Raw genomic sequence first — 20,727 nt, forward strand, 5'->3', positions numbered from 1 at the left:
TCGAATGCTGCCGACAGGTTAGTCAAATAGCTCTTCTGGCGCGCGTGCTTCTATGGCTAGCGCATGAATATCACGCTGCATCATGTCGCCGAGTGCGCCATAAATCAAGCGGTGTCGTGACAGTGTGTTTACGCCTGCAAACTGTGGAGACACAATTTTCAAAGTGTAATGACCGCCATTGCCCGCACCTGCGTGTCCTGCATGGAGCGCGCTATCATCCAATACTTCGATAGACAGCGGGTTCAAGCTAGCGAGTTTCGCATGAATTTGTTCGATTGTGTTCATGCTGGTAAAACCTTTTTAAACGGGCGTACATCGACACGTTCATACACACCCGCTTCAATATAGGGATCGGCATCGGCCCACGCCTGTGCATCTGACAGTGAGGCGAATTCCGCCACAATCAGGCTACCGGAGAAACCCGCCACGCCAGGATCGTTTGCATCAATGGCCGGAAATGGGCCGGCCAGAATCAGACGCCCCTGATCTTGCAAGGCAGTCAGTCGTGCCAGATGTGCCGGGCGGGCAGTCAGTCGTTGCGCGAGCGAATCTGCACGGTCGAAACCGGAAATGGCGTATAGCATGATTATTTACTCTCCCTTGGCATCCGATGCCGGTGCTTCCGTCGGGACTTCCTTGATGTGGTGGGCGAGCAGCAACGCTTGTGCAATAAAGAACACGGGAATAAAGCCGATGCTGGCTAATTTGTAGTTCACCCAGAATGTTTCTGTAAAAGAATAGGCAACGTACAGATTAGCGAAACCCAGCAGGACAAAGAAAGCAAGCCAGACCCACATCAAAATGTGCCAGATCCGGTCTTCCATATGGATTTCTTTGCCCAGTAACGCTTTGATCGGCGATACGCCGAATACATAGCGACTGACCAGCAGGGCAATTGCACTTGCCCAATAAAGCAGGGTTGGCTTCCAGAAAATAAAGCGTTGATCGTGAAGCAGAATGGTGGCACCGCCCATCACAACAATGATGCCGAGCGAGATCCACTTCATCATGTCGACGGGTTGCCGCTTGATCTTGAGATAGGCGATCTGCCCCACGGACAGGACAATTGCCAGTGCGGTCGCAAATTCAATGGGTTTCAACAATCCCAGTTCCGGGATGGTGACGTTTGATCGGTAGCCAACAAAGAAGGCGACAACCGGGAGCAGATCGAACAGGAATTTCATGGGGGCGGATTATGCAGTGTGCGATATCACAGGGCAATCATCGTGCATGATGCACTGCAAAATGAGTACGGTTATTCAGGATTTCATCAGCGATTTCATGGCCGATTCAATGCCTTGCGGCGTCATGGCAAACATACGGCGACTCATGAGATCGCGCATGATTTCGGTGGATTGCGTGTAGTCCCAGTACTGTTCGTCTGCGGGGTTGAGCCAGACTGCATGCGGGAAATGAGCGAGCAGGCGTTCCATCCATACTTTGCCCGGCTCCTCATTCATATGCTCGACCGACCCACCCGGATACAGGATTTCATAAGGACTCATGGCCGCATCGCCGACGAAAATCAGCTTGTAATCCTTGCCGAAGGTATTGAGCAGATCGTTGACTTGCATGGCGTTTGACTGGCGGCGGCTATTGTCCTTCCACACGGTCTCATATACGCAATTGTGGAAGTAGAAATGTTCCAGATGCTTGAATTCAGCGCGTGCGGCAGAGAAAAGTGTCTCGCAGATGTGGATGTGATCATCCATCGAGCCGCCGATATCAAGGAATAACAGCACTTTCACAGCGTTATGACGCTCGTGGGTAAACTGCAAATCCAAGAGACCTGCATTGCGTGCAGTGGCATGCAGGGTGCCATTCAGATCCAGAATATCGGCTTCGCCCTTGCGTACCAGCTGGCGCAGGCGTCTCAGCGCCATCTTGAAATTGCGGGTATCCAGCTGGCGAGTATCGTCCAGATCCTGAAATTCACGCTGGTCCCAGACCTTGACCGCGCGACGATGGCGGGATTCGTTCTGGCCGATGCGGATGCCTTCCGGATTGTAGCCCCACGCGCCGAAGGGACTGGTGCCGCCGGTGCCGATCCATTTGTTGCCGCCCTGATGGCGTTCATGCTGCTCGGCAAGCCGTTCCTTGAGCGTATCCATCAGCTTTTGCCAGCCCAGGCCCTTGAGTTGTGCCTTTTCTTCCTCGCTCAGCAGCTTTTCAATCTGCTTGCTCAGCCAGTCTTCTGGCAGGTCGCGCACCAGTGAGTCCAAGGTATCGGTCAGGCCGTCGACATAAGACGAAAATACGGTATCAAATCGATCAAAGTACTTTTCGTCCTTCACCAGAATGGCACGCGCCACGACGTAGAACGACTCGATGTTCATGTCGATGGTGTGGCGAGACAGTGCCTCAAGCAGCGCAAGCAGCTCGGTAATGGAGACCGGAATGCCGGTCTGGCGCAGGGCATAGAAGAAACGGATCAGCATATGTTGTGTGTCTGCAACTGGCGGGTGGAAGACGTGACAAGGGATTGTAGCCCGAAAAGCGGAATTTGCTTGCTTCGAGCGCTTGCTTTGTGTGTATCATAGCAATATGACCGCCGGTCATTTTGCTGGGCGGACACACTATATAGAATCAGCCACAATACAAAGAGTCACTTCGGTTGGAGACGCCGCAATGCACCCTGAAACCAGTTTGATGAACGATGAAGCCGAGCTGGCCAGAATGCGTTCGATTTTTGAACGACAGCGACATGTGTCGCGTCAGGAGCCATTTCCGATAGCAGCAGAGCGTCGGGAAACCTTGGCCAAAGTCAGAAATTTGCTGGCGGATAAACGTGTGATTGAGCGCGTCATCGAGGCGATCAGTCAGGATTTTGGCTACCGCAGCCCGGACGAGACCATTTCAATGGAAATCGTTCCCAATATCTCGCTGGCCAAGTATTACGAAAAAAATCTGGGTCGCTGGATGAAGCCGCGCAAGCGCCATGTGTCGATCTGGTTCAAGCCGGCACGCAATTACATCGTGCCGCAGCCGCTGGGCGTGATCGGCATCATTGTGCCGTGGAATTACCCGTTATTTCTGGCGGTCGGACCGATGCTGGCTGCGCTGGCGGCGGGCAATCGAGTGATGCTGAAAACATCAGAATACGCGCCGACTTTTGGCAAGCTGCTGAAAGAGCTGATGGCCTCGATTTTCAGTGAAGATCAGGTCGCCGTGATCAATGGCGGCGTGACCGTGGCGCAATCGTTCTCCGAATTGCCCTGGGATCATTTGCTGTTCACCGGTTCGACCAGTGTCGGTAAGCATGTCATGCGTGCCGCTGCGGCCAATCTGGTGCCGGTGACGCTTGAGCTGGGCGGCAAATCGCCCGCGATTATTGGGCCGGATTATCCGTTGCACCGCGCAGTTGATCGCATCATGTGGGGCAAGTGTCTGAATGCCGGCCAGACCTGTGTCGCACCGGATTACGTGCTTGTGCCGCGCCAGCAGGTGTCGGCGTTTATCGATGCGGCCCGCAAGGTCGTCGCTCGCAACTATCCGAATCTGGCCAGCAGCCCTGACTTCAGCAATATCATTGCCGAGCGCCATGTCGAGCGGCTGAAAAGCTATATGCAGGATGCCGTGAGCAAGGGAGCCCAAGCCATTCCAATGGCAGATGCCCCGCTGGATGATCGCCGCCGTATGGTGCCGACGCTGATCTCCGGTGTGAGTGACGACATGGTGGTCATGCAGGAAGAGATTTTCGGGCCACTGCTGCCCGTAGTGCCGTATGACTCATTCGACGACGCGATTGCATTCGTCAATGCCCGTCCGCGCCCACTGGCGCTGTACTGTTTCGAGGAAAATAAGGCGCGCATCCAGCAGGTGATGTCGCAAACAGTGTCCGGTGGTGTGGCGATTAATGATGTTCTGCTGCATTTTGGTCAGGACGATCTGCCCATGGGCGGCGTCGGCCCGTCCGGTATGGGCAGCTATCACGGCAAGGAAGGCTTTGTGACCTTCTCGCAGATGAAGCCGGTGTTTGCGCAGTCTAAATTTTCGCTGGTGCGCTTTGTGCGTCCGCCGTACGGCCAGCTGTTCCGTACCGTGTCGAAACTGATGATGAGGTAAGCCATGGAACGCAGACAGTTTCTCAAGGCAGGCCTGTTCGGTGGCGTTTTGCTGGCTGCAGGTCGATTGGCCTGGGGGCCGGTAGGTGGGTCGCAGCCGGCCGGGAGCCCGCATCGACATTTTTCTGCGGCATCAGCGAGTGCACTACATGCCATTGCTGCAGTGATGCTGGCGCCGATGCTGCCCACTGAGTCTGCCGCGCACGCACGTGCGCTGGATCAGTGTGTGGCCGGGATCGATACGGTGATTGGCGGCTTGCAGCCGTCCATTCAGAAAGAGTTTGCCGAGCTGCTGCAATTGCTGGAAAACCCGATTGCCCGCCGCTGGCTGATTGGCGTAATGCCCGATTGGCAAAGCGCTACGCCGGAACAGGTCGGTCATTTCCTGAATCGCTGGCGCTGGTCGTCCCTCAAATTGCTGCGGAGCGGCTATCAGGGTCTGCATCAGATGGTATTTGCCGCATGGTATGGTCAGGCCGAGAACTGGCAGGGCATCCGTTATCCGGGTCCGCCCGCTTTTATGAAAGATTTCTGGCATGCGTGATCTGATTGCCGAAGGGCTGGCGAGCGGTCGCTGGCATGTTGAAGATGGTGCGAGCCTGACGCAGAACCTGATCATTGATACCGATGTCGTCATCGTGGGAACAGGCGCTGGTGGTGGGATCACGGCTGAAATTCTGTCGCAGGCCGGGTTGAAGGTACTGATGCTGGAAGAAGGGGCATTCCGCTATGCCTCCCGCGACTTCCATCTGCAGGAATCCGAAGCCTATCCACAGCTGTACCAAGAGTCAGCAGCGCGCCAGACCAAGGACAAGGGCATCACCATCATGCAGGGCCGCACCGTGGGTGGCACTACCGTGGTGAACTGGACGTCATGCTTCCGCACGCCGCACTGGACGCTGGAACACTGGCAGTCGCTTGGGCTGAAATCGCTGACCGTGGATGCGATGGCACCCTGGTTTGCGCAGGCCGAACAGCGATTGAAAGTGGTGGACTGGCAAGTCCCGCCCAATCGCAATAATTCGATTCTGCGTGATGGTGCCGAGAAAGTAGGTATTTCCTGGTCGCCGATTCGCCGCAATGTGCACGGCTGCATGAATCTGGGTTATTGCGGCATGGGTTGCGCCGCCAATGCCAAGCAATCCATGCTGGTGACTACGATTCCGGCCGCACTGAATCTGGGCGCACGATTGATCAGTCGCGTGCGCGTAGAGCGCATTCGCTTTGAGGGTGGCAAGGCGACAGGCGTAGAAGCGCAGGCCTTACAGTCAGACGGCATTTCGCCTGCGCCGTGGAAAGTGTCGGTCAATGCGCGTGCCGTGGTGCTGTCCGGTGGCTCTATCAATACGCCTGCGGTGCTGCTGCGCTCGAAGGCGGACGATCCACATGGCTTGATCGGTAAACGCACTTTCCTGCATCCGGTGCCGATTTCCGGTGCGGTGATGCCTGAACAGGTGGAAGCCTGGGCCGGTGCGCCGCAGACCATCTATTCGGATCATTTTCTGGAGTCGCTGCCACTGTCCGGGCCGATTGGATATAAGGTTGAGGTGCCGCCTGCCCATCCGATTCTCACCACGACGACGCTGTCCGGGTTTGGCGAATCGCATGCGCACATCATGCAGCAGTATCCCAATCTGCATGTGATGCTGGCCCTGTTGCGCGACGGCTTCCATCCCGAAAGTCAGGGCGGGCAGGTGCAACTGCGCAGCGATGGCTCGCCGGTGCTGGATTATCCGATGACATCGTATGTGTGGGATGGTGTGAAGCGTGCGTGGCTGACCATGGCCGAGCTGCAGTTTGCTGCAGGCGCCAAGCAGGTGATGCCCATTCATGAGCATGTCCCGGCTCAAGGCTATGGCACTTGGCGCGAAGCCAAAGCCGCTATTGAGACGCTGCCGCTTGAAGTTATGCGTGCCCGTATCGTATCCGCCCACGTTATGGGTGGTTGCGCAATGGGTGCGGATGCGAGTAAGGGCTGGGTGGATCACCACGGCAAGAGTTTTGCCTACGATGGCTTGTACGTGATTGACGGTTCGGTGTTCCCGACCTCAATTGGGGCGAATCCGCAATTGTCCATCTACGGGATGTCGGCGCGCAATGCTGCGCATCTGGCTGAAACGCTTACAGGGAAGCCATTTGCATGGCAGATTGCGTGATGCAGTGAAATTGCGTGTATGACTGAACGCCTGAGCGGGTATTACCCGTTCGGGTGAGTCAACAGCATCAAAAAAGAGGGGGAGGTGGCGAGCCTGACCCCCGGCACTTGCAGTAAATCGCTGTGGCTGCTTCCTTCCGGACCTGACCAGATTCACGACCCTGCAATGCGGGGAGACCCGCCATAGAGTTCTGGCTGCCACACAGCGGCCAGAAGTTGCAACTCTACCACAGGCACCCGCAGGCGTCACGCATTATCCAGACTCACCTCACCGCGCAGATTGAGTGCCGCGCGCTCGCGTACGCTGACCAGATCGGGCGACTGGCTGAGCAATGCATAAAGCTTGGTGATGGCAGCTTCGACGGTCATGTCGCCGCCGGATACCAGACCTGCCTTGCCGAGTGCGCTGCTGGCTGCGTAATGGCCCATCGCGACGCGACCAGAAGGACATTGCGTGCAGTTGATGATAACGGTGCCGCGTTTACTTGCCTCAGTGAGGGCGGCAAGCAAGGCTGGATCGTAATCAGGCACATTGCCCGCGCCATAGGTCTCCAGTACCAGTCCATCCAGCGGCGTGGATAGCAGACCGGCAATCAGGCTGGCGCTGAAACCCGGATAGAGTTTCAGACCGGCGATGCGCAGATCGGGCCGGATGGGGTGTGCCTTGAACGCAAACGAAGATTTGATGGCTACGAGGGCTTGATTCAACTCGCGCTCGCCATGTACCCGACCGAGAATCGGGTAGTTGGGCGTGCCAAATGCATTGATATCGCTGCCGGATAATTTGCGGGCACGATTGCCGCGCATCAATTGGCGATTGAAGGCAATGGCGACTTCGCTCAGATTGTCATCGCAAGCCCACATAAAGGCATCGACCAGATTCTGCTCGGCATCATTTGGCGTTTCACATAGTGGCACCATGGAGCCGGTCACAATCACCGGCTTGCTGAGGTTGTCCAGCATAAAGCTCAGTGCCGATGCGGTGTAGGCCAGTGTGTCGGTACCGTGAATGACGACAAATCCGTCGTATTCGGGATAGTTGGCTTCGATATCGGCGACGATCTGGTTCCAGTGCGAAGGTTGCAGATTCGATGAGTCGATCAGCGGGGCATATTCTTTCAGCGTATAGGCAGGAAACCCCGGATGGCTGGCCGCTATTTTTTCCAGTTCGCGGGGCAGATAACCTGCTTCCGGCGCATAGCCTGAGGCGGTGGCGGTCATACCGATGGTGCCGCCGGTATAAATCACAAAAAGTCGTTTGGACATGGTTTGTTCCAGTGTGAATTTGTCAGGCGCACAGATTGCGCGGTGTGCCGGCGGCCCAGCATTCGATATTGCCAATCAGCTGCTCGCCCAGCGCCTGCATGGCTTGCAGGCTGGCCCAGCCGATGTGGGGTGTGACAATCAGATTGGGATGCTGTACCGACAATAAAGGCGTGTGAGCGGGCGGCGGTTCCTGTGCCAGTACATCTACTCCGGCGCCGCCGAGATGCCCGGAGAGGACCGCTGTCAGCAAAGCATTTTCATCGACGAGTCCGCCGCGCGCCGTATTGATCAGGATGGCGCCCGGCTTCATTGCAGCCAATGTGCTGGCGTCAAACAGATTGCGCGTGGCTTCCGTGAGCGGGCAGTGTAGCGAGATGATGTCGGCTTCAGCAACGCAGGACTCGAAGGTGGTGTATCCGTCTCGAACGACGCTTGCGCCGCGATGTTCGGCAAGCAGCACGCGCATGCCGAATGCCCGGCACAAGTGGGCGGTGGCCTGTCCGAGGTCGCCATGTCCGATGATGGCAACGGTTTGTCCGGCCAGATCGCGAATGTCGTCGCCGAACAGGCAGAAATTTGGCGATCGTTGCCAGCGACCCGCCGCAACATCGTGCTGATAGGCGGGTAGACGTCTGCTCAGGGCCAGCATGAGCATCAGGGCATGCTCGGGAACGGTTGTGCGGGCATAGCCGCGGATGTTGCAGACCTGAATCCCTGCGGCGTTGGCTGCGGCCACATCGATTTGATTTACGCCTGTCGCTGCGACAGCAATCAACTTGAGATCCGGCAGCTGCCTGATGACATCTGCCCGTAGCGGCACTTTGTTGCTGATGAGCACCTGCGCGCCATGTGCGTGCGCCAGAATCTGCTCGGGCGAAGTGGTGGCGATTGCTTGCCATGCATGTGGAAATGATGGTGAACGCAAATCAACTGGCAAGCTGGCGCGATCAAGAAAGACGATACGGGTCATGGCGGCAGGGAGTAGTTAACCGTGCCACAATTGTACCGTGCCTTTGCGCTGAATGAGGTACGTCGAAGCCGTTTCCTTATTCGATCAGGGCGCGATAGGCATGCCACGTCCCATGGCCAATCAGAGGTGCGGTCAGTATCAGTCCGTAGCCGCCAATGGCAAATCCTGCGCCAATCATCACCACAATCAACATTGCCCAGGTGAGCATGCAGAATGGGTTTTCACGTACAACCTTTACACTGGCAAAGATTGCACCGAGGGCATCGATGTCCTTGTCCAGCATGATCGGCACGGAAATGACGGATACGGCGAAGACGAAATATAAAAAGGCCAGCGCAGTACCTGAATAGATCGCCATGAAGGTGAGATTTTCGGCAACCATGAACTCCTTTGACAGCATCATGCTGAGGCTGGGGAGCTGGTCGGAGAAAAACAGCGCAAACATGACGACAGATGCGCGCATCCAGCCTGCCACCAGCAAGGTCAGCAACATGGAGAACATGCTGATGCCGGAGATATTGGCACGCCATGCAGTGAGTGTGGGCAGGAAGCGCACATTCGTGACGGTCTCCCGCCGGCGGCTGATTTCGTATACCCCGATGGAGACAAACGGTCCGGCGATGAGAAAGCCGGTGATCAGACTGATGATGTGCTGGGGCGCATTGAGTGTGAGTTGAACGAGTCCCACGCCCATCATCACAAAAGCCAGACCATAGAACAGGCTGGCAAAGGGCTGGGCAATCATGTCCTCGGCTGCATGGCGAAGCCAGCCAATCGGGGTGTACCACTTGAGATCTCGAACGCGAACGTGTAGTTCGAGCGGTACGACTTCATCGGTTTCGTGTGTGATGCCCATCGGTGTCCCCTTATTTGTGTGTGGTGCAAACACATGATAAAAATCAATGTAAGTCTATGATTTTCGAGGTGCAAGCTATTTCGATGGTGCGCTGCGATCAATTCACGTTTTTGCAATCAAAGTGTATGCAGACGTACAAAAGGCGGCATTGAGCCGCCTTTTCATGCATGCCTAAGCAGATGTCGCTTTAGTTTACTTCCAGCAGTTCCACTTCAAATACCAGTGTGGCATTCGGCGGAATGACGCCACCCGCACCGCGCGCGCCATAGCCCATCGATGCTGGAATCGTCAGTTTGCGCACGCCGCCTACTTTCATGCCTGCCACACCTTCGTCCCAGCCACGGATCACATGGCCAGCACCCAGCGGGAAGGAAAACGGAATGCCACGATCTTTGCTGGAGTCGAATTTTTTGCCATCGGTCAGCCAGCCGGTGTAGTGCACGGTGACTTCCTGGCCGCGTTCGGCAACGGCACCTTCGCCTGTGGTGATGTCGTCAATGATCAGGTTATCGGTCATGGGATGCTCCAGAAAAACAATGGCCGGATCGACGTGATCCGGCCGTTGCTGCGAATGATACTCGAAAGTAGGGTAGATGAAAGCAATCGGCTATACGCGGAAAAGACGAATTTGGCCGTCCAGATCACGTACCAATCCCAGCATATTGGATGCGGATTGTTCGGTATACGCACCGTGTTCGCTGTTTTCCCGGGCCATCTGCGCAACGCGCTCAACGTGACCGGCAATCTCCATGGCTGCCGCGCTTTGTTCATGTACTGCTGATGCAATATGGTTCAGGCGATCATTAGCGGTACTGGCAATCGCCTGAATCTCGCTCATGGCATGGGCGAGCTGATGGGCGCTGGCCACACAGTGCGAAATTTGCGTGCCTGTTTGCTGCATGTGTTCAAATGCCTGATGCGTCTCGCTTTGTACGGCACCAATCTTGACGGAAATGTCGCCGGTTGCCAGTGTGGTGCGTTCAGCGAGTTTGCGCACTTCATCAGCTACCACCGCAAAGCCACGCCCTTGCTCGCCGGCACGTGCAGCTTCAATTGCGGCGTTCAATGCCAGCAAATTGGTTTGATCGGCGATTTCCTTAATAGCCTGAACAATCCCGCCGATTTCTCCTGAGCGATCTGCCAAACCACGAATCACTTGAATATTACTCTCAAGTGATGAAGACAATTGTCCGATATTGTTGGCAACCTGCGTGGCAAGCGCATGGCCTTCCTGCGCCTTTTCCGCTGTCACATCGGCATCATTGTGAGCCTGTTCGGCGCTATCCGAGATGATGCTGATTGCCGTGGTCATTTCCTCAATCGAAGCTGCTGCTGCCGAAGATGCGTCGGACTGAACTGCTGCATCATTGCGCACCTTGCGTGCTACTTCCTGCAGGCGATGGGCAGCCTGCGTGACCTCGTTCGCATTCTGGGCACTGGAGCCGATAAATTGCCTCAGCTTGTCAAATAGCCGGGAGAACTCGCTCATGGTGCGGGCAATCTCGTTTGAGCCATTGCTGCGCAGGGAGACCGACAGATCATTGTCACGGGAGATGCGCTCGGCTGTGAGTCGGGCATCATCCAGTGGAATGCTAATCGCCCGTCCAATAAAGGTGGCGATGACAATACCAAGTACGCATGCTGCTGAACTGAGCGTAATGATCAGTATCTTGGTTTGCTTCATCACCTCAACAATTTCATCGTGCCCTTTTTTTGCACCCGCTTCCGAGGCAAGCGAAATTTCTTCGAGCTGTTCATCCATTTTGTGAATGGCGTCCTTATGCTTGGACATTTCAGCATTGGCAGACGCTGGGTCGGTGAGTGATGTACCCAAACCGCCAGCAACGGAGCGGTAGCCCTGACCGTATGCTTCGAACAGTGTTTTCAGACGGTTCACGCGGTCAGCATAGGCGGGATCAGCCTTGGCGATACTAGCGATATCGTCCTGAGCCTTGGTATAGGTTTTTTCCCACTTTTCCTTGTAGCTTTGAACTTTGTCGGCTTGGCTAACATTGATAAAGCTATCTTTTTCAAAGCGACGCAAATTACCAATGTCGATTAGGACATCATTGGTGGATGCGTGCACCTCCAGAATGCGATCAACCAAATCAGTGATGCCATCCGCTTCTTTTTGAGCGGCGCGATACCCGCTGAACGAAACCAGAACGATGAGCGCAAGCAACACGCCAAATCCAAGGCGAAGCTGGTCTTTAATGGTTGAGGGCATCATGAAGGAGTCTCCTGATTGGTATCTGCAGCATCTTTCTGTTTTTAGGCTATTTGCACAGATTTTGCCGATGAATTCTGTATGACTGATTGACATGGATATATGTCGCGATGCTGACAGACGGGTAAAATGCCTGCTTTTGTTTGCCCTGAATGCTTGCCATGAGCACACCTACGCAATCTTTGACTCCCTACGACCTGCTTGGCGGTGAAGCTGCCCTGCGATTGCTTGTCGACCGTTTCTATGAAGTCATGGATACCGATCCGGTCGCGGAAGGCGTGCGCAATATGCATGCGCCCGATCTGACCAGCGCCAAGGACAAGCTCTTCATGTTCCTGTCCGGCTGGCTCGGCGGTCCGCCCCTGTTTGCCGAAAAATATGGTCATCCGGCTCTGCGTGCGCGCCACATGCCCTTCGCAATCGATGAACGGGCACGCGACGAGTGGCTCTACTGTATGTTTCAGGCCATGGAAGCGGTGCCGATGGATCAGGATGTGCGCGAGCATCTCGAGCAAGCCTTCTATCGTACGGCCGATTTCATGCGTAACCGTGCCGAGGCCGGTGATGCTGAAGGCGGACAGTGCGCGCATGGTCATCACGAGGGATGAGCAACGTGTTTGATTTGCCGCTGGTATTTGTCGATCTGGAAACCACGGGTGCGCATATCCAGCGTGATCGCATCACCGAGATTGGCGTGGTCGAGTGGCATGGCGACGAGGTCAGCGAGTGGTCGACGCTGGTGAATCCGCAGGCGCCGATCCCGCCCTTTATCCAGAGCCTCACCGGCATCAACGATGACATGGTGAAAGACGCGCCGACCTTTGCCGAACTGGCACCGGCACTGCTGGAGCGACTGAGCGGAAAAGTGTTTTTTGCGCACAATGCCCGCTTTGATTACGGCTTCCTGAAAAACGAATTCAAGCGCGCCGGACTGGAATACCGCGCCAAGGTCGTGTGTACGGTCAAGCTGTCGCGCAAGCTGTTCCCGCGCGAGTTCAAACACAATCTGGATGCTGTCTCGACCCGCATGGGGCTGACCGTGGAAGGTGACCGCCACCGCGCGCTGACCGATGCGCGATTGGTGCAGCAATTTCTGGCCAGGCTGCGTGAAACGACTGCAGAAGAGGTTTTGCTGCTGGCGCTGGACGACGTCGGCCGTACGGCCAGTCTGCCGCCGGGCATTGATCCGGAAGTGGTGGAGGACATGCCGGACGGACATGGCGTGTATCTTTTCTATGGCGAAAATGATCTGCCCATTTATATCGGCAAAAGCAATCGCCTGAAAAAGCGCGTGCTCTCGCATTTCAGTAGCGATCATGCCGCGGACAAGGAAATGCGCCTGTCACAGCAGCTCAAGCGGCTGGACTGGATCACCACATCGGGTGAGCTGGGCGCAACGCTGCTTGAAGCACGTCTGATCAAGTCGATGAAGCCGGTATACAATCGGCAGCTGCGCAAAAATGATGATGTATGCAGCTGGCGCTTTGTGCCCGATGCTGAAGGCCGGGCGAAGCCGGTGCTGTGTAAATCGTCGGAGCAGGATCTCGGGCGCGAGGCGAATCTGTACGGCTTATTCCGCTCGCCGCGCGAAGCCAATAATATGCTCAAGAAGCTGGCGGAAGGGCACAAGCTCTGTCTCACCACGCTAGGGCTGGAACGGACAGGCAAGCGCGAGCATTCGCCCTGTTTCGGCATGCAGGTTGGCAAGTGCCGTGGCGCATGTGTCGGCAAGGAGCCGCTGCTGTCGCATCAGGCTCGCCTGATGGCCGCACTGGCCAAGCAGAAATTGCCGCACTGGCCGTGGCCGGGCAGGGTGCTGTTGCGGGATAGCGATGGTTCGTCCATCGTGCAGGACTGGCATCTGGTCGACCACTGGGTGTGGCACGGTAGCGCTGCCAGCGAGGAAGAGCTGGCTGATCTGCTCGACACCCGCAGCGAGGCGCGCTTTGATCTTGATACCTTCAAGATTCTGAGCAAATGGTTGCAGCATCCGCCCGCAGATAGTGTGCGCGTGCTGGATCAGACTCGCGGGATGGATTCGTCGGAGCACGAATCGATCTAGTTTATTTCATTTAATTTGCATACAGGATGCTGCATGGAACTGCCGCTGGGGTGTACGTGGGAAACGCGTGGTTGTCATCAACTGATCCGGGTTTCCACCCCGCAGGGGCAGGGCCTGATTTCCCTGAGCGGGGCGCAGCTCCTGTCATGGACGCCCGCTGGCGGAGAGCCACTGGTGTGGCTGTCGCCGGGTGCAGATTTCGACAACGGCAAGCCGCTGCGGGGCGGGATTCCGCTGTGCTGGCCGTGGTTCGGACCCTCCGTGGTGCCGGGACTGCCGCAGCATGGGCTGGCCCGACAGCTGCCGTGGACGCTAACCGCCAGCACTGCCCTTGAACAAGCCACCAAATTTACCTTCGAACTGCGCGACAGCGATGCCTCCCGCGCCATCTGGCCACACGCCTTTATCCTGCAGCTGACCCTGCAACTCGGGCAGTCGATCGAACTGGCCTTCCGTATGCGTCATGCCGCAGCAACTCCGCAGACGCTGGGCTTCTGCCTGCATAGCTATTTTGCTGTGCCTGACGCGCTGGCTGCTACCGTTTCCGGTGTGGCGGGGGCGATGTGCCACGACAAGATCGTCCATATCAGCCAGCCCCAGACCGGCACGCTGCAACCCGGTGCCAACTACGATGCAGTGTTTACCGGTGCATCGGGTCAATACACTCTGCATCGCGCGCCATGGCCTGATATTCATATCCAGACCAGTAATGCACCCAGCGTCATCGTCTGGAATCCGGGCGATGAGAAGTCACCCACCGATATGCCCGACCGCTGCTGGACGGGCATGCTATGCGTAGAGCCGGGTGCCGCCATGGAAGATCGGTTTATCCTCGCGCCTGATACCGATTACCTCACCACCATGCGTATCTCGACCGGAGCTGCCTGATGGAAACCCTGAAGCTGCCTGCGCCGGATGGCGTGCTGATTCCGCTGTGCCACTGGCCGCACGCAGAGCCACGCGCCGTACTCTTGATTCTGCATGGTATGAGTGAATACGCATCGCGCTATGATCGCTTTGCCCGCTATCTCAACACACAGGGTGTCGCGGTGGTGGCCCATGATCATCGTGGCCACGGGATGTCTCCCGTTGCGCAGGGATGTTATGGCCCGGGTGGCTGGGACGCTGTACTGGGCGACGTGGCTCGTGTGCGCCAGCAGGTCGAGCAACTGTATCCGGGGCGACCGGTGTTCCTGCTCGGGCATAGCATGGGCTCGTTTATTGCACGCGGCGTGTGGAGCCAGCCGAAAGCATTGCCATACGCCGGGCTGATCCTCTCGGCCACCGGCTACCGGCAGACACCGATTGCACGCGTGATGCGCGGCATTGCCCGATCATTGGGCAAGCGCCGCCGCGATCAGGCCTCGCGCTTCATGGAGCGGCTGGTGTTCGGCAGCTTTAACCTGAATTTCTTCCCGGCACGCACACGCATGGACTGGCTCAGTCGCGATCAGGCCGAAGTCGACGCCTATATTGCCGATCCGCTCTGTGGTTTTGCGCCGAGCTGGGGATTATGGGAAGACCTGTTTGTCGGCATCATTGCGCTGGAAGCGGCCGAAAAGGCAGGCACGCATATACCTAAAGCGGCGCCAGTATTGCTGATGACAGGCAGCCGTGATCCCGTCGGTATGGGCAAGCTCGCACCCGGACAGATGGCCAAGGTATATCGGGCAGCAGGTGTGCAGGAGATTGAAACGCAGATCTGGCCGGATGGCCGCCATGAAATGCTGAATGAAACGAATCGTGACGAAGTGATGAACCATGTCGCCGCCTGGATTGCGAGCGTCTGAGGGCTGGATGACTCAAATGCCGCAGGTGATTTGTCTGTTTGACGGTATTCCAAGCATGAGCAGGCAAGCAAAAAAATAAGCCAGACCGGGACCACTCCATCCCGGTTTGTGCCTGGGTCAGTCACTTACTTGGACATCAGCATATCCAGCACCGGCTTTATTTTGGCCTTCAACGCCGCATCCCCGCCGTCGTGCTTTTTCTGGATCCACTGAATAGCGTTCATGCCATCGCCTTCGGCTTTGGTAAAAGAAGGCTTGCCCGCTTTGGTCGCGATCAAGGTGGCGGCGTCTACTGCACCGTTCACGGCTGCAGTGCGCAATAGACTGCCGTTTGCACCGCATTTTATACCATCATATATACGGCGCAAATCAACGCCGTCTTCTTCCAGCGTGCGCCGTAGACCGCTGCGGTCATTCGCTTGGGTGTACTGGCAGATTTTGGTGATGACATGTTCATCATCATCATCTGCCAGTGCAGGCAGCGTAATTGTGCTGACTAAAATTGCCATCAAGCAGGCTGACTTCATCGCAAACCTCCAGCCGGGCACAATCGGCCCTTTAATTGGAACTGGGGCAGACTAGGGCTGAGGATGTGCGATAAAACCGAAGTGACGCTCAATCTCCGTGTTTGCAATCCGCAGCAGTGGCTTGCCTGCCCATAGCGGTTGCTGATCCGTCTCGCCTGCCAGCCATTGGGCTAGCAGGTCTTCCGGTGATTTGCCGACGACCGGGCTACCTAGGTATTCCAGCCATGCGTCAAGATCATGGTCATGCAAAGAGGCGACACCATAAGACGTTGCGCACCAAACATGGCCTGCATCATCAACCGCAGTTGATTCAATATCGACCATGGTAAGACCGGTATGCAAGTCGAGCTGGTGACCGGTCATCCGACCAATGAGGGGTGCGCGTTCCAGCGCGACAAAAACGCGCTGCGGCCCGTTCTGGAAATACCAATTGCCATGCGCGTCACACAGGTAGTTTCGGCTGATAAAGTGGCAGAGTCCCGGGTGGCGCAAGACTTCACCACGGGTGCGCCATTGACCCCGCGCATCTAGCTCCAGCCAGCCATAGCAATCCGGGACATTGGGCCACTTCAGCATGGCGGCACGTACCATCTCGTCCATGGCCTACTCCTGATTGCATTCGAATTGATGTAGCTGGCGGCGCCACTTTTTGGTCGGGCGACCTTTGATGTCGGGATGATGAAACACGGGCGCTAGCTTGGCCAGGGATTTAGTCTGGCTGCGCTTCTCTATGCTCTCTTGAGATTCGGTAAACAGCAGAGCCGCTTCAGGCGCGCCTCGCCGCTGATCACTGAGCTGAGTCACGGTAATGGTAAATTCGCCGCCTGGTGTCTGGATACGCAGGATATCCCCAATCTGGACAGCGCGCGAAGCCTTCGGGCGAACCCCATTGGCATGCACATGGCCGCCTTCGATGGCTGCAGTAGCGAGGCTGCGTGTTTTAAAAAAGCGTGCAGCCCACAGCCACTTGTCTATCCGTACTGATGCGTCAGACATCTTTCGACCAGCGAAGCACTTGACGTGTCGTGCCGCTACTTGCCGGGCCTAGCAGCCACAACAAGGCTGGCGCGAGTTCGGCAGGCTGTGCCAGGGCGCTCAGGTCTTCAGCCGGATGGGTTTTGACACGGAACGGTGAACGATAACGCCCGGGAATAAACTCGTTGACTCGTAAGGTCGGAATACCGTCCCACTCATCGCCAGCGATCTGGCTCAGCGCGTGCTGGCCTGCGCGAGTCACGGCATAGCCGCCCCAGTAGGCTTTAGGATCAAACGCATGTTCCTCGCCGACAAATACCACCGAGGCATCAGGCGCTCGCTTCAGCAGCGGCAACAGGGCGCGGGTCATGGCAAAAGGCACGGCCACATTGGCCTTGAACATGTCCACCCACTCTTCAAGCTTCTGGTGAATCAGGGGCGACAGAAAATTGAAGCCATTGGCGCAATGCACAATGCCATCGACACGATCGAATTCTTTCCACACCAGATTGGCCAGATTCACGCAGTCCTGATCCGTCATCTTGGCAAAATCAACCGGAATGGCTGCAGGTGTCGGGCCACCTATCTCAACGATGGCATCATAGACGCGGGTCAACTTGCGCTCGGAGCGTCCGAGCAATACGACGGTTGCACCAGCTCTGGCACAAGCCAGCGCAGTCGCTTCACCCAGACCCTGACCTGCACCGGTCACCACAATGACACGGTCTTTCAGATAGTCTGCTGGGGCTGTAAAGTGCGTCCACGGGTGCATAATGGGTTCCGTTGGCAATAAAAAGGCGGGTAGGGAGCATAGCATGGTATTGAACATGCGTTAAAGGAGTACGAAAACTATGGGAAAAGTTCGCAAAACAGACACGCAATGGCGTGATCAATTATCCGATGTGCAATATCGGGTGACACGGCATGCCCACACCGAGCCTCCGTTTACCGGCATTTACTGGGATGAAACGCGAAAGGGCATATACAACTGTGTATGCTGCAATACGCCGCTGTTTGAGTCCGGCACCAAATTTGATGCAGGTTGCGGCTGGCCTTCATTCTGGCGCGCGCTACCGGATGTGGTGATTGAGAAGCCGGACCATAGTCATGGCATGATTCGCACAGAAATACTCTGTGCAGTATGCGATGCACACCTTGGTCATGTATTTGATGATGGTCCCGGCCCTACGGGTCTGCGCTACTGTGTGAATTCCGCGTCGCTTGATCTGCAGTCCGACTAGGCTGGGGTACAATAGGCCTATCTAGCCAATGAGGGCGCATCGTGCCCAGTGAGGTTGCAAAATGTATGTAGTGGTGACCGGCGCAGCCGGCTTTATCGGATCGAATCTGGTCAAGGCACTGAATGAGCGCGGTGTAACTGACATCATTGCCGTAGATCACATGAAAGATGGAATGAAATTCCGTAATCTGGTGGATTGCGAAATTGCCCATTACATGGATCGAGATGATTTCATTGCCGAACTGGAAGAGGGCGCATTTGATGGCGAGGTAGACGCTATTTTGCACCAGGGGGCGTGTTCCAACACCATGGAACATGACGGCCAGTACATGATGGATAATAACTATCAGTATTCTTTGGCGATTCTGGATTACTGTCAGGCCGACTCCGTACCGCTATTGTATGCCTCCAGCGCCGCCACCTATGGCGCAGGTACGGTGTTCAAGGAAGAGCGCCAGTTCGAAGCCCCGTTGAATGTGTATGGCTACTCCAAGTTCCTGTTTGATCAGGTGGTGCGTCGCCGCTGGAACGAGCTGACCGCCCAGGTCGTTGGATTCCGCTATTTCAATGTGTATGGCGCGCGTGAGCAGCACAAGCTGGGGCGTGGCGCTTCTGTGGCCTATCACCACTTTCTGCAATACCGTGAAACGGGCAAGGTCAAACTGTTCGAAGGCTGTGATGGTTACGGTCATGGCGAACAGCGTCGCGATTTCGTGTCGGTGGAAGATGTGGTGAAGGTGAATCTGCACTTCCTCGATCATCCCGATCAATCCGGCATTTTCAATCTGGGGACCGGCCGTGCCCAGAGCTTCAACGATCTGGCCATGGCGACGGTGAATGCCTGCCGTCGCCACGAAGGTAAGGCACCGCTTACGCTGGCAGAACTGGTCGAGCAAGGCATCATCGAATACATTCCCTTCCCGGATCACCTCAAGGGCAAGTATCAGAGCTTTACCCAGGCGGATATCGGCCGACTGCGCGAGGCGGGCTATGATGCTGCACTGCTGTCAGTTGAAGAAGGCGTCAGTCGTTATATCGACACACTGATGAAATCTGCTTGATTGTAGATAATATATTGTGATGAAATTCCGGTGGTGACTTCACTGCCGGGATAATCTACATGCGAGTGTTGCTTGGCTGTTTGCTGTGCCTAATGACATGTTCGGTCAGTGCAGCGATTGATATTAATACTGCCACCGAAGTTCAGTTGCAATCCGTCAAAGGGATTGGCCCATCAAAGGCAAAATCGATCGTGCAATATCGAACCCGGCACGGTGCGTTCCGGACAGTAGGTGAATTGGCAAATGTAAGGGGATTTGGTGGTAAAACACTGACCCGTCTGCAAGGCGAACTCAGCGTATCTGGAGCCGGAAATGCCTGGTCGCAACAAGCGCCGCTAGCACAGGCGCCCGCCACCTCGACGGATCATGCCATGAAATCAGTAAAGAAAAAGGGGCACTAGGCCCCCAGGATATCTGTCTGATGCCGAGCATTCTAGCTGGCTTTTGAACGCGGTGCGCCGCTCTCCATCCAGCGCTTGATCCGGATCGCATCGCCAATCCGGGTGAGCTTGCCGTTTGAGTCAAGCAAAACAATCACCACCGGAGTTTCTTTAATCGTGGCGCGCATCACCAGACATTTACCCGCCTCGGAAATATACCCCGTCTTCGACACGCCAATTTGCCAGTCGTCGCTCTTTACCAGCGGGTTGGTATTGTGAAATTCATATTCGCGGCGATTGACCGACGACACGAACGACATCGAATCACTGGTTGAATACGCGCGAATCTCCGGATATTGGTGGGCTGCCTCAACCATACGCGTCAAGTCTTCTGCGGTGGAGACATTGTTGCTGTTGAGTCCGGTTGGATCGACGAAGTGGCTGCTGCGCATGTTCAGTGCTGCGGCCATCCTGTTCATCCGGGCAATGAAGGCATCCTTGCCGATAGGCGATGTACGTGCCAGCGCATGAGCGGCACGATTTTCCGAGGCCATCAGTGCCAAGTGCAGCACTTCGCCGCGCGTAAGCGTTGTCCCTACCAACAGGCGGGAAGAGGAGTTCTTCAGGGTATCGACATCATCCTGCGTAATGGTAATCAGCTCGTTTAGAGGGAGCTGCAAGTCCAGTACAACCATGGCGGTCATCAGCTTGGTGATGGACGCGATGGGGGAAACATTGCCGATATTTTTCTCGAAAATATGCTGGCCATTGCGTGCGTCTATCACCAGCGCAGCGCTGGATGCCAGTTGCGGCTCACGTGTGACGGGAGACGGCTCTAGTGAAGCCCGGCGCAGGGATGTCTGCGCTTTTCCGCGCTTGCTAGCCGTCAGATGCGTCACTTTTGCGGGGGTGCTCGCAAGGCGTTTGGTCGAAGCGCGCTTGGACGGGGCTGCCTTTGCCACCTTTTTCTTGCCAGCCTTGGTTTGCGTGGTGTGCTTGGCGGATGGTTGTGCTGCCTCGGCCTGTGAGGGGATGAGCAGAATCGAGGCAGCAACCGCTGCCGCAATCCATTGCTCTGATGTAAACAACTGCTTCAGGGCGCGCATGCAAAAACTCCGATAGATCTGGGGTAACAGTTCCAGTTTATGTTCCGA

At 56.2% G+C, this 20,727-nt stretch carries 24 protein-coding genes and 1 other RNA gene; 10 read left to right on the forward strand and 15 right to left on the reverse strand.

The annotated features are described in order from the left end of the window. Window positions 1-18 precede the first annotated feature (18 nt). The 4 genes from KSF73_08560 to KSF73_08575 all read right to left on the reverse strand — a co-directional run bounded on the left by KSF73_08560 (window position 19) and on the right by KSF73_08575 (window position 2,438). Complete coding sequence (locus KSF73_08560; protein MBV1775767.1) at window positions 19-285, reverse strand: BolA family transcriptional regulator; 267 nt, start codon at window positions 283-285, stop codon at window positions 19-21. Continuing rightward, entirely contained in the window at window positions 282-584 is a 303-nt protein-coding gene (locus tag KSF73_08565) for a YciI family protein (protein ID MBV1775768.1), read from the reverse strand. Before KSF73_08565 ends, KSF73_08560 begins: the two co-directional genes overlap by 4 nt. A gap of 6 nt (window positions 585-590) precedes the next feature. After that, window positions 591-1,184, reverse strand: a complete 594-nt coding sequence (locus tag KSF73_08570) for a septation protein A (GenBank protein ID MBV1775769.1) — start codon at window positions 1,182-1,184, stop codon at window positions 591-593. A 75-nt stretch (window positions 1,185-1,259) separates the two neighbouring features. Continuing rightward, the gene (locus KSF73_08575) at window positions 1,260-2,438 is read right to left on the reverse strand and encodes a VWA domain-containing protein (protein MBV1775770.1); all 1,179 of its coding nucleotides are present in this window, start codon (window positions 2,436-2,438) and stop codon (window positions 1,260-1,262) included. Between the two features lie 238 nt (window positions 2,439-2,676). Between KSF73_08575 and KSF73_08580 the strand changes: the two genes are divergently transcribed. The 3 genes from KSF73_08580 to KSF73_08590 are packed head-to-tail and all read left to right on the forward strand — an operon-like array spanning window position 2,677 to window position 6,220. Further along, window positions 2,677-4,065: a coniferyl aldehyde dehydrogenase gene (locus tag KSF73_08580; GenBank protein ID MBV1775771.1), complete on the forward strand. Its 1,389-nt coding sequence runs from the start codon at window positions 2,677-2,679 to the stop codon at window positions 4,063-4,065. 3 nt (window positions 4,066-4,068) lie between these two features. Further along, a complete protein-coding gene (locus tag KSF73_08585; GenBank protein ID MBV1775772.1) occupies window positions 4,069-4,608 on the forward strand; it encodes a hypothetical protein in 540 nt (179 codons plus the stop codon). Beyond that, window positions 4,601-6,220, forward strand: coding sequence for a GMC family oxidoreductase (locus tag KSF73_08590; protein ID MBV1775773.1), 1,620 nt, complete (start codon window positions 4,601-4,603; stop codon window positions 6,218-6,220). Before KSF73_08585 ends, KSF73_08590 begins: the two co-directional genes overlap by 8 nt. Window positions 6,221-6,303: 83 nt before the next feature. On the opposite strand, the gene ffs is transcribed toward KSF73_08590, so the two are convergent. The 6 genes from ffs to KSF73_08620 form a co-directional block, all read right to left on the reverse strand. Beyond that, an RNA gene (ffs, locus tag KSF73_08595) (signal recognition particle sRNA small type) lies at window positions 6,304-6,402 on the reverse strand. A 63-nt stretch (window positions 6,403-6,465) separates the two neighbouring features. Next, entirely contained in the window at window positions 6,466-7,485 is a 1,020-nt protein-coding gene (locus tag KSF73_08600; protein MBV1775774.1) for an asparaginase, read from the reverse strand. 22 nt (window positions 7,486-7,507) lie between these two features. After that, a complete protein-coding gene (locus tag KSF73_08605; protein ID MBV1775775.1) occupies window positions 7,508-8,455 on the reverse strand; it encodes a D-2-hydroxyacid dehydrogenase in 948 nt (315 codons plus the stop codon). A gap of 76 nt (window positions 8,456-8,531) precedes the next feature. Beyond that, window positions 8,532-9,311 (reverse strand): DUF2189 domain-containing protein, encoded by a 780-nt coding sequence (locus tag KSF73_08610; protein MBV1775776.1) that lies wholly within the window; start codon window positions 9,309-9,311, stop codon window positions 8,532-8,534. 187 nt (window positions 9,312-9,498) lie between these two features. Continuing rightward, on the reverse strand, window positions 9,499-9,828 hold the full coding sequence (locus tag KSF73_08615) for an FKBP-type peptidyl-prolyl cis-trans isomerase (GenBank protein MBV1775777.1): 330 nt from the start codon (window positions 9,826-9,828) through the stop codon (window positions 9,499-9,501). 90 nt (window positions 9,829-9,918) lie between these two features. Further along, window positions 9,919-11,541, reverse strand: a complete 1,623-nt coding sequence (locus tag KSF73_08620) for a methyl-accepting chemotaxis protein (GenBank protein MBV1775778.1) — start codon at window positions 11,539-11,541, stop codon at window positions 9,919-9,921. A gap of 158 nt (window positions 11,542-11,699) precedes the next feature. Between KSF73_08620 and KSF73_08625 the strand changes: the two genes are divergently transcribed. Genes KSF73_08625 through KSF73_08640 form a run of 4 tightly spaced genes read left to right on the forward strand, consistent with a single transcriptional unit; the run spans window position 11,700 to window position 15,390 of the window. After that, a complete protein-coding gene (locus KSF73_08625; protein ID MBV1775779.1) occupies window positions 11,700-12,146 on the forward strand; it encodes a group II truncated hemoglobin in 447 nt (148 codons plus the stop codon). After that, window positions 12,143-13,600: a GIY-YIG nuclease family protein gene (locus KSF73_08630; protein ID MBV1775780.1), complete on the forward strand. Its 1,458-nt coding sequence runs from the start codon at window positions 12,143-12,145 to the stop codon at window positions 13,598-13,600. The genes KSF73_08625 and KSF73_08630 overlap by 4 nt, the downstream gene beginning before the upstream one ends. Window positions 13,601-13,633: 33 nt before the next feature. Continuing rightward, window positions 13,634-14,488 carry a D-hexose-6-phosphate mutarotase gene (locus KSF73_08635; GenBank protein ID MBV1775781.1) on the forward strand — a complete coding sequence of 285 codons (855 nt, stop codon included), beginning with the start codon at window positions 13,634-13,636 and terminating at the stop codon, window positions 14,486-14,488. Further along, window positions 14,488-15,390, forward strand: a complete 903-nt coding sequence (locus KSF73_08640; GenBank protein MBV1775782.1) for a lysophospholipase — start codon at window positions 14,488-14,490, stop codon at window positions 15,388-15,390. Before KSF73_08635 ends, KSF73_08640 begins: the two co-directional genes overlap by 1 nt. Before the next feature lie 125 nt (window positions 15,391-15,515). Here the strand turns inward: KSF73_08640 and KSF73_08645 are convergent, their stop codons facing one another. From KSF73_08645 to KSF73_08660, 4 genes are read right to left on the reverse strand one after another with little or no spacing between them, the layout of a single operon-like run. Then, a complete protein-coding gene (locus KSF73_08645) occupies window positions 15,516-15,917 on the reverse strand; it encodes a DUF3718 domain-containing protein (protein ID MBV1775783.1) in 402 nt (133 codons plus the stop codon). A 51-nt stretch (window positions 15,918-15,968) separates the two neighbouring features. After that, window positions 15,969-16,517 carry a DUF2946 family protein gene (locus KSF73_08650; protein MBV1775784.1) on the reverse strand — a complete coding sequence of 183 codons (549 nt, stop codon included), beginning with the start codon at window positions 16,515-16,517 and terminating at the stop codon, window positions 15,969-15,971. Window positions 16,518-16,520: 3 nt separating this feature from the next. Next, window positions 16,521-16,913 carry an RNA-binding S4 domain-containing protein gene (locus KSF73_08655; GenBank protein ID MBV1775785.1) on the reverse strand — a complete coding sequence of 131 codons (393 nt, stop codon included), beginning with the start codon at window positions 16,911-16,913 and terminating at the stop codon, window positions 16,521-16,523. Beyond that, window positions 16,906-17,664 carry an SDR family NAD(P)-dependent oxidoreductase gene (locus tag KSF73_08660; protein MBV1775786.1) on the reverse strand — a complete coding sequence of 253 codons (759 nt, stop codon included), beginning with the start codon at window positions 17,662-17,664 and terminating at the stop codon, window positions 16,906-16,908. Before KSF73_08660 ends, KSF73_08655 begins: the two co-directional genes overlap by 8 nt. 79 nt (window positions 17,665-17,743) lie before the next feature. Between KSF73_08660 and msrB the strand changes: the two genes are divergently transcribed. From msrB to KSF73_08675, 3 genes are all read left to right on the forward strand, one after another. Beyond that, window positions 17,744-18,133 carry a peptide-methionine (R)-S-oxide reductase MsrB gene (gene msrB, locus KSF73_08665; GenBank protein ID MBV1775787.1) on the forward strand — a complete coding sequence of 130 codons (390 nt, stop codon included), beginning with the start codon at window positions 17,744-17,746 and terminating at the stop codon, window positions 18,131-18,133. A 61-nt stretch (window positions 18,134-18,194) separates the two neighbouring features. After that, on the forward strand, window positions 18,195-19,193 hold the full coding sequence (gene rfaD, locus KSF73_08670) for an ADP-glyceromanno-heptose 6-epimerase (GenBank protein ID MBV1775788.1): 999 nt from the start codon (window positions 18,195-18,197) through the stop codon (window positions 19,191-19,193). Between the two features lie 59 nt (window positions 19,194-19,252). Beyond that, on the forward strand, window positions 19,253-19,594 hold the full coding sequence (locus tag KSF73_08675; GenBank protein ID MBV1775789.1) for a helix-hairpin-helix domain-containing protein: 342 nt from the start codon (window positions 19,253-19,255) through the stop codon (window positions 19,592-19,594). A 32-nt stretch (window positions 19,595-19,626) separates the two neighbouring features. Here KSF73_08675 and KSF73_08680 read toward each other — a convergent pair whose 3' ends face one another. Next, complete coding sequence (locus tag KSF73_08680; GenBank protein ID MBV1775790.1) at window positions 19,627-20,679, reverse strand: serine hydrolase; 1,053 nt, start codon at window positions 20,677-20,679, stop codon at window positions 19,627-19,629. Window positions 20,680-20,727 lie beyond the last annotated feature (48 nt).

Source organism: Burkholderiaceae bacterium DAT-1, assembly GCA_019084025.1.
Taxonomy (GTDB): Bacteria; Pseudomonadota; Gammaproteobacteria; order Burkholderiales; family Chitinimonadaceae; genus DAT-1.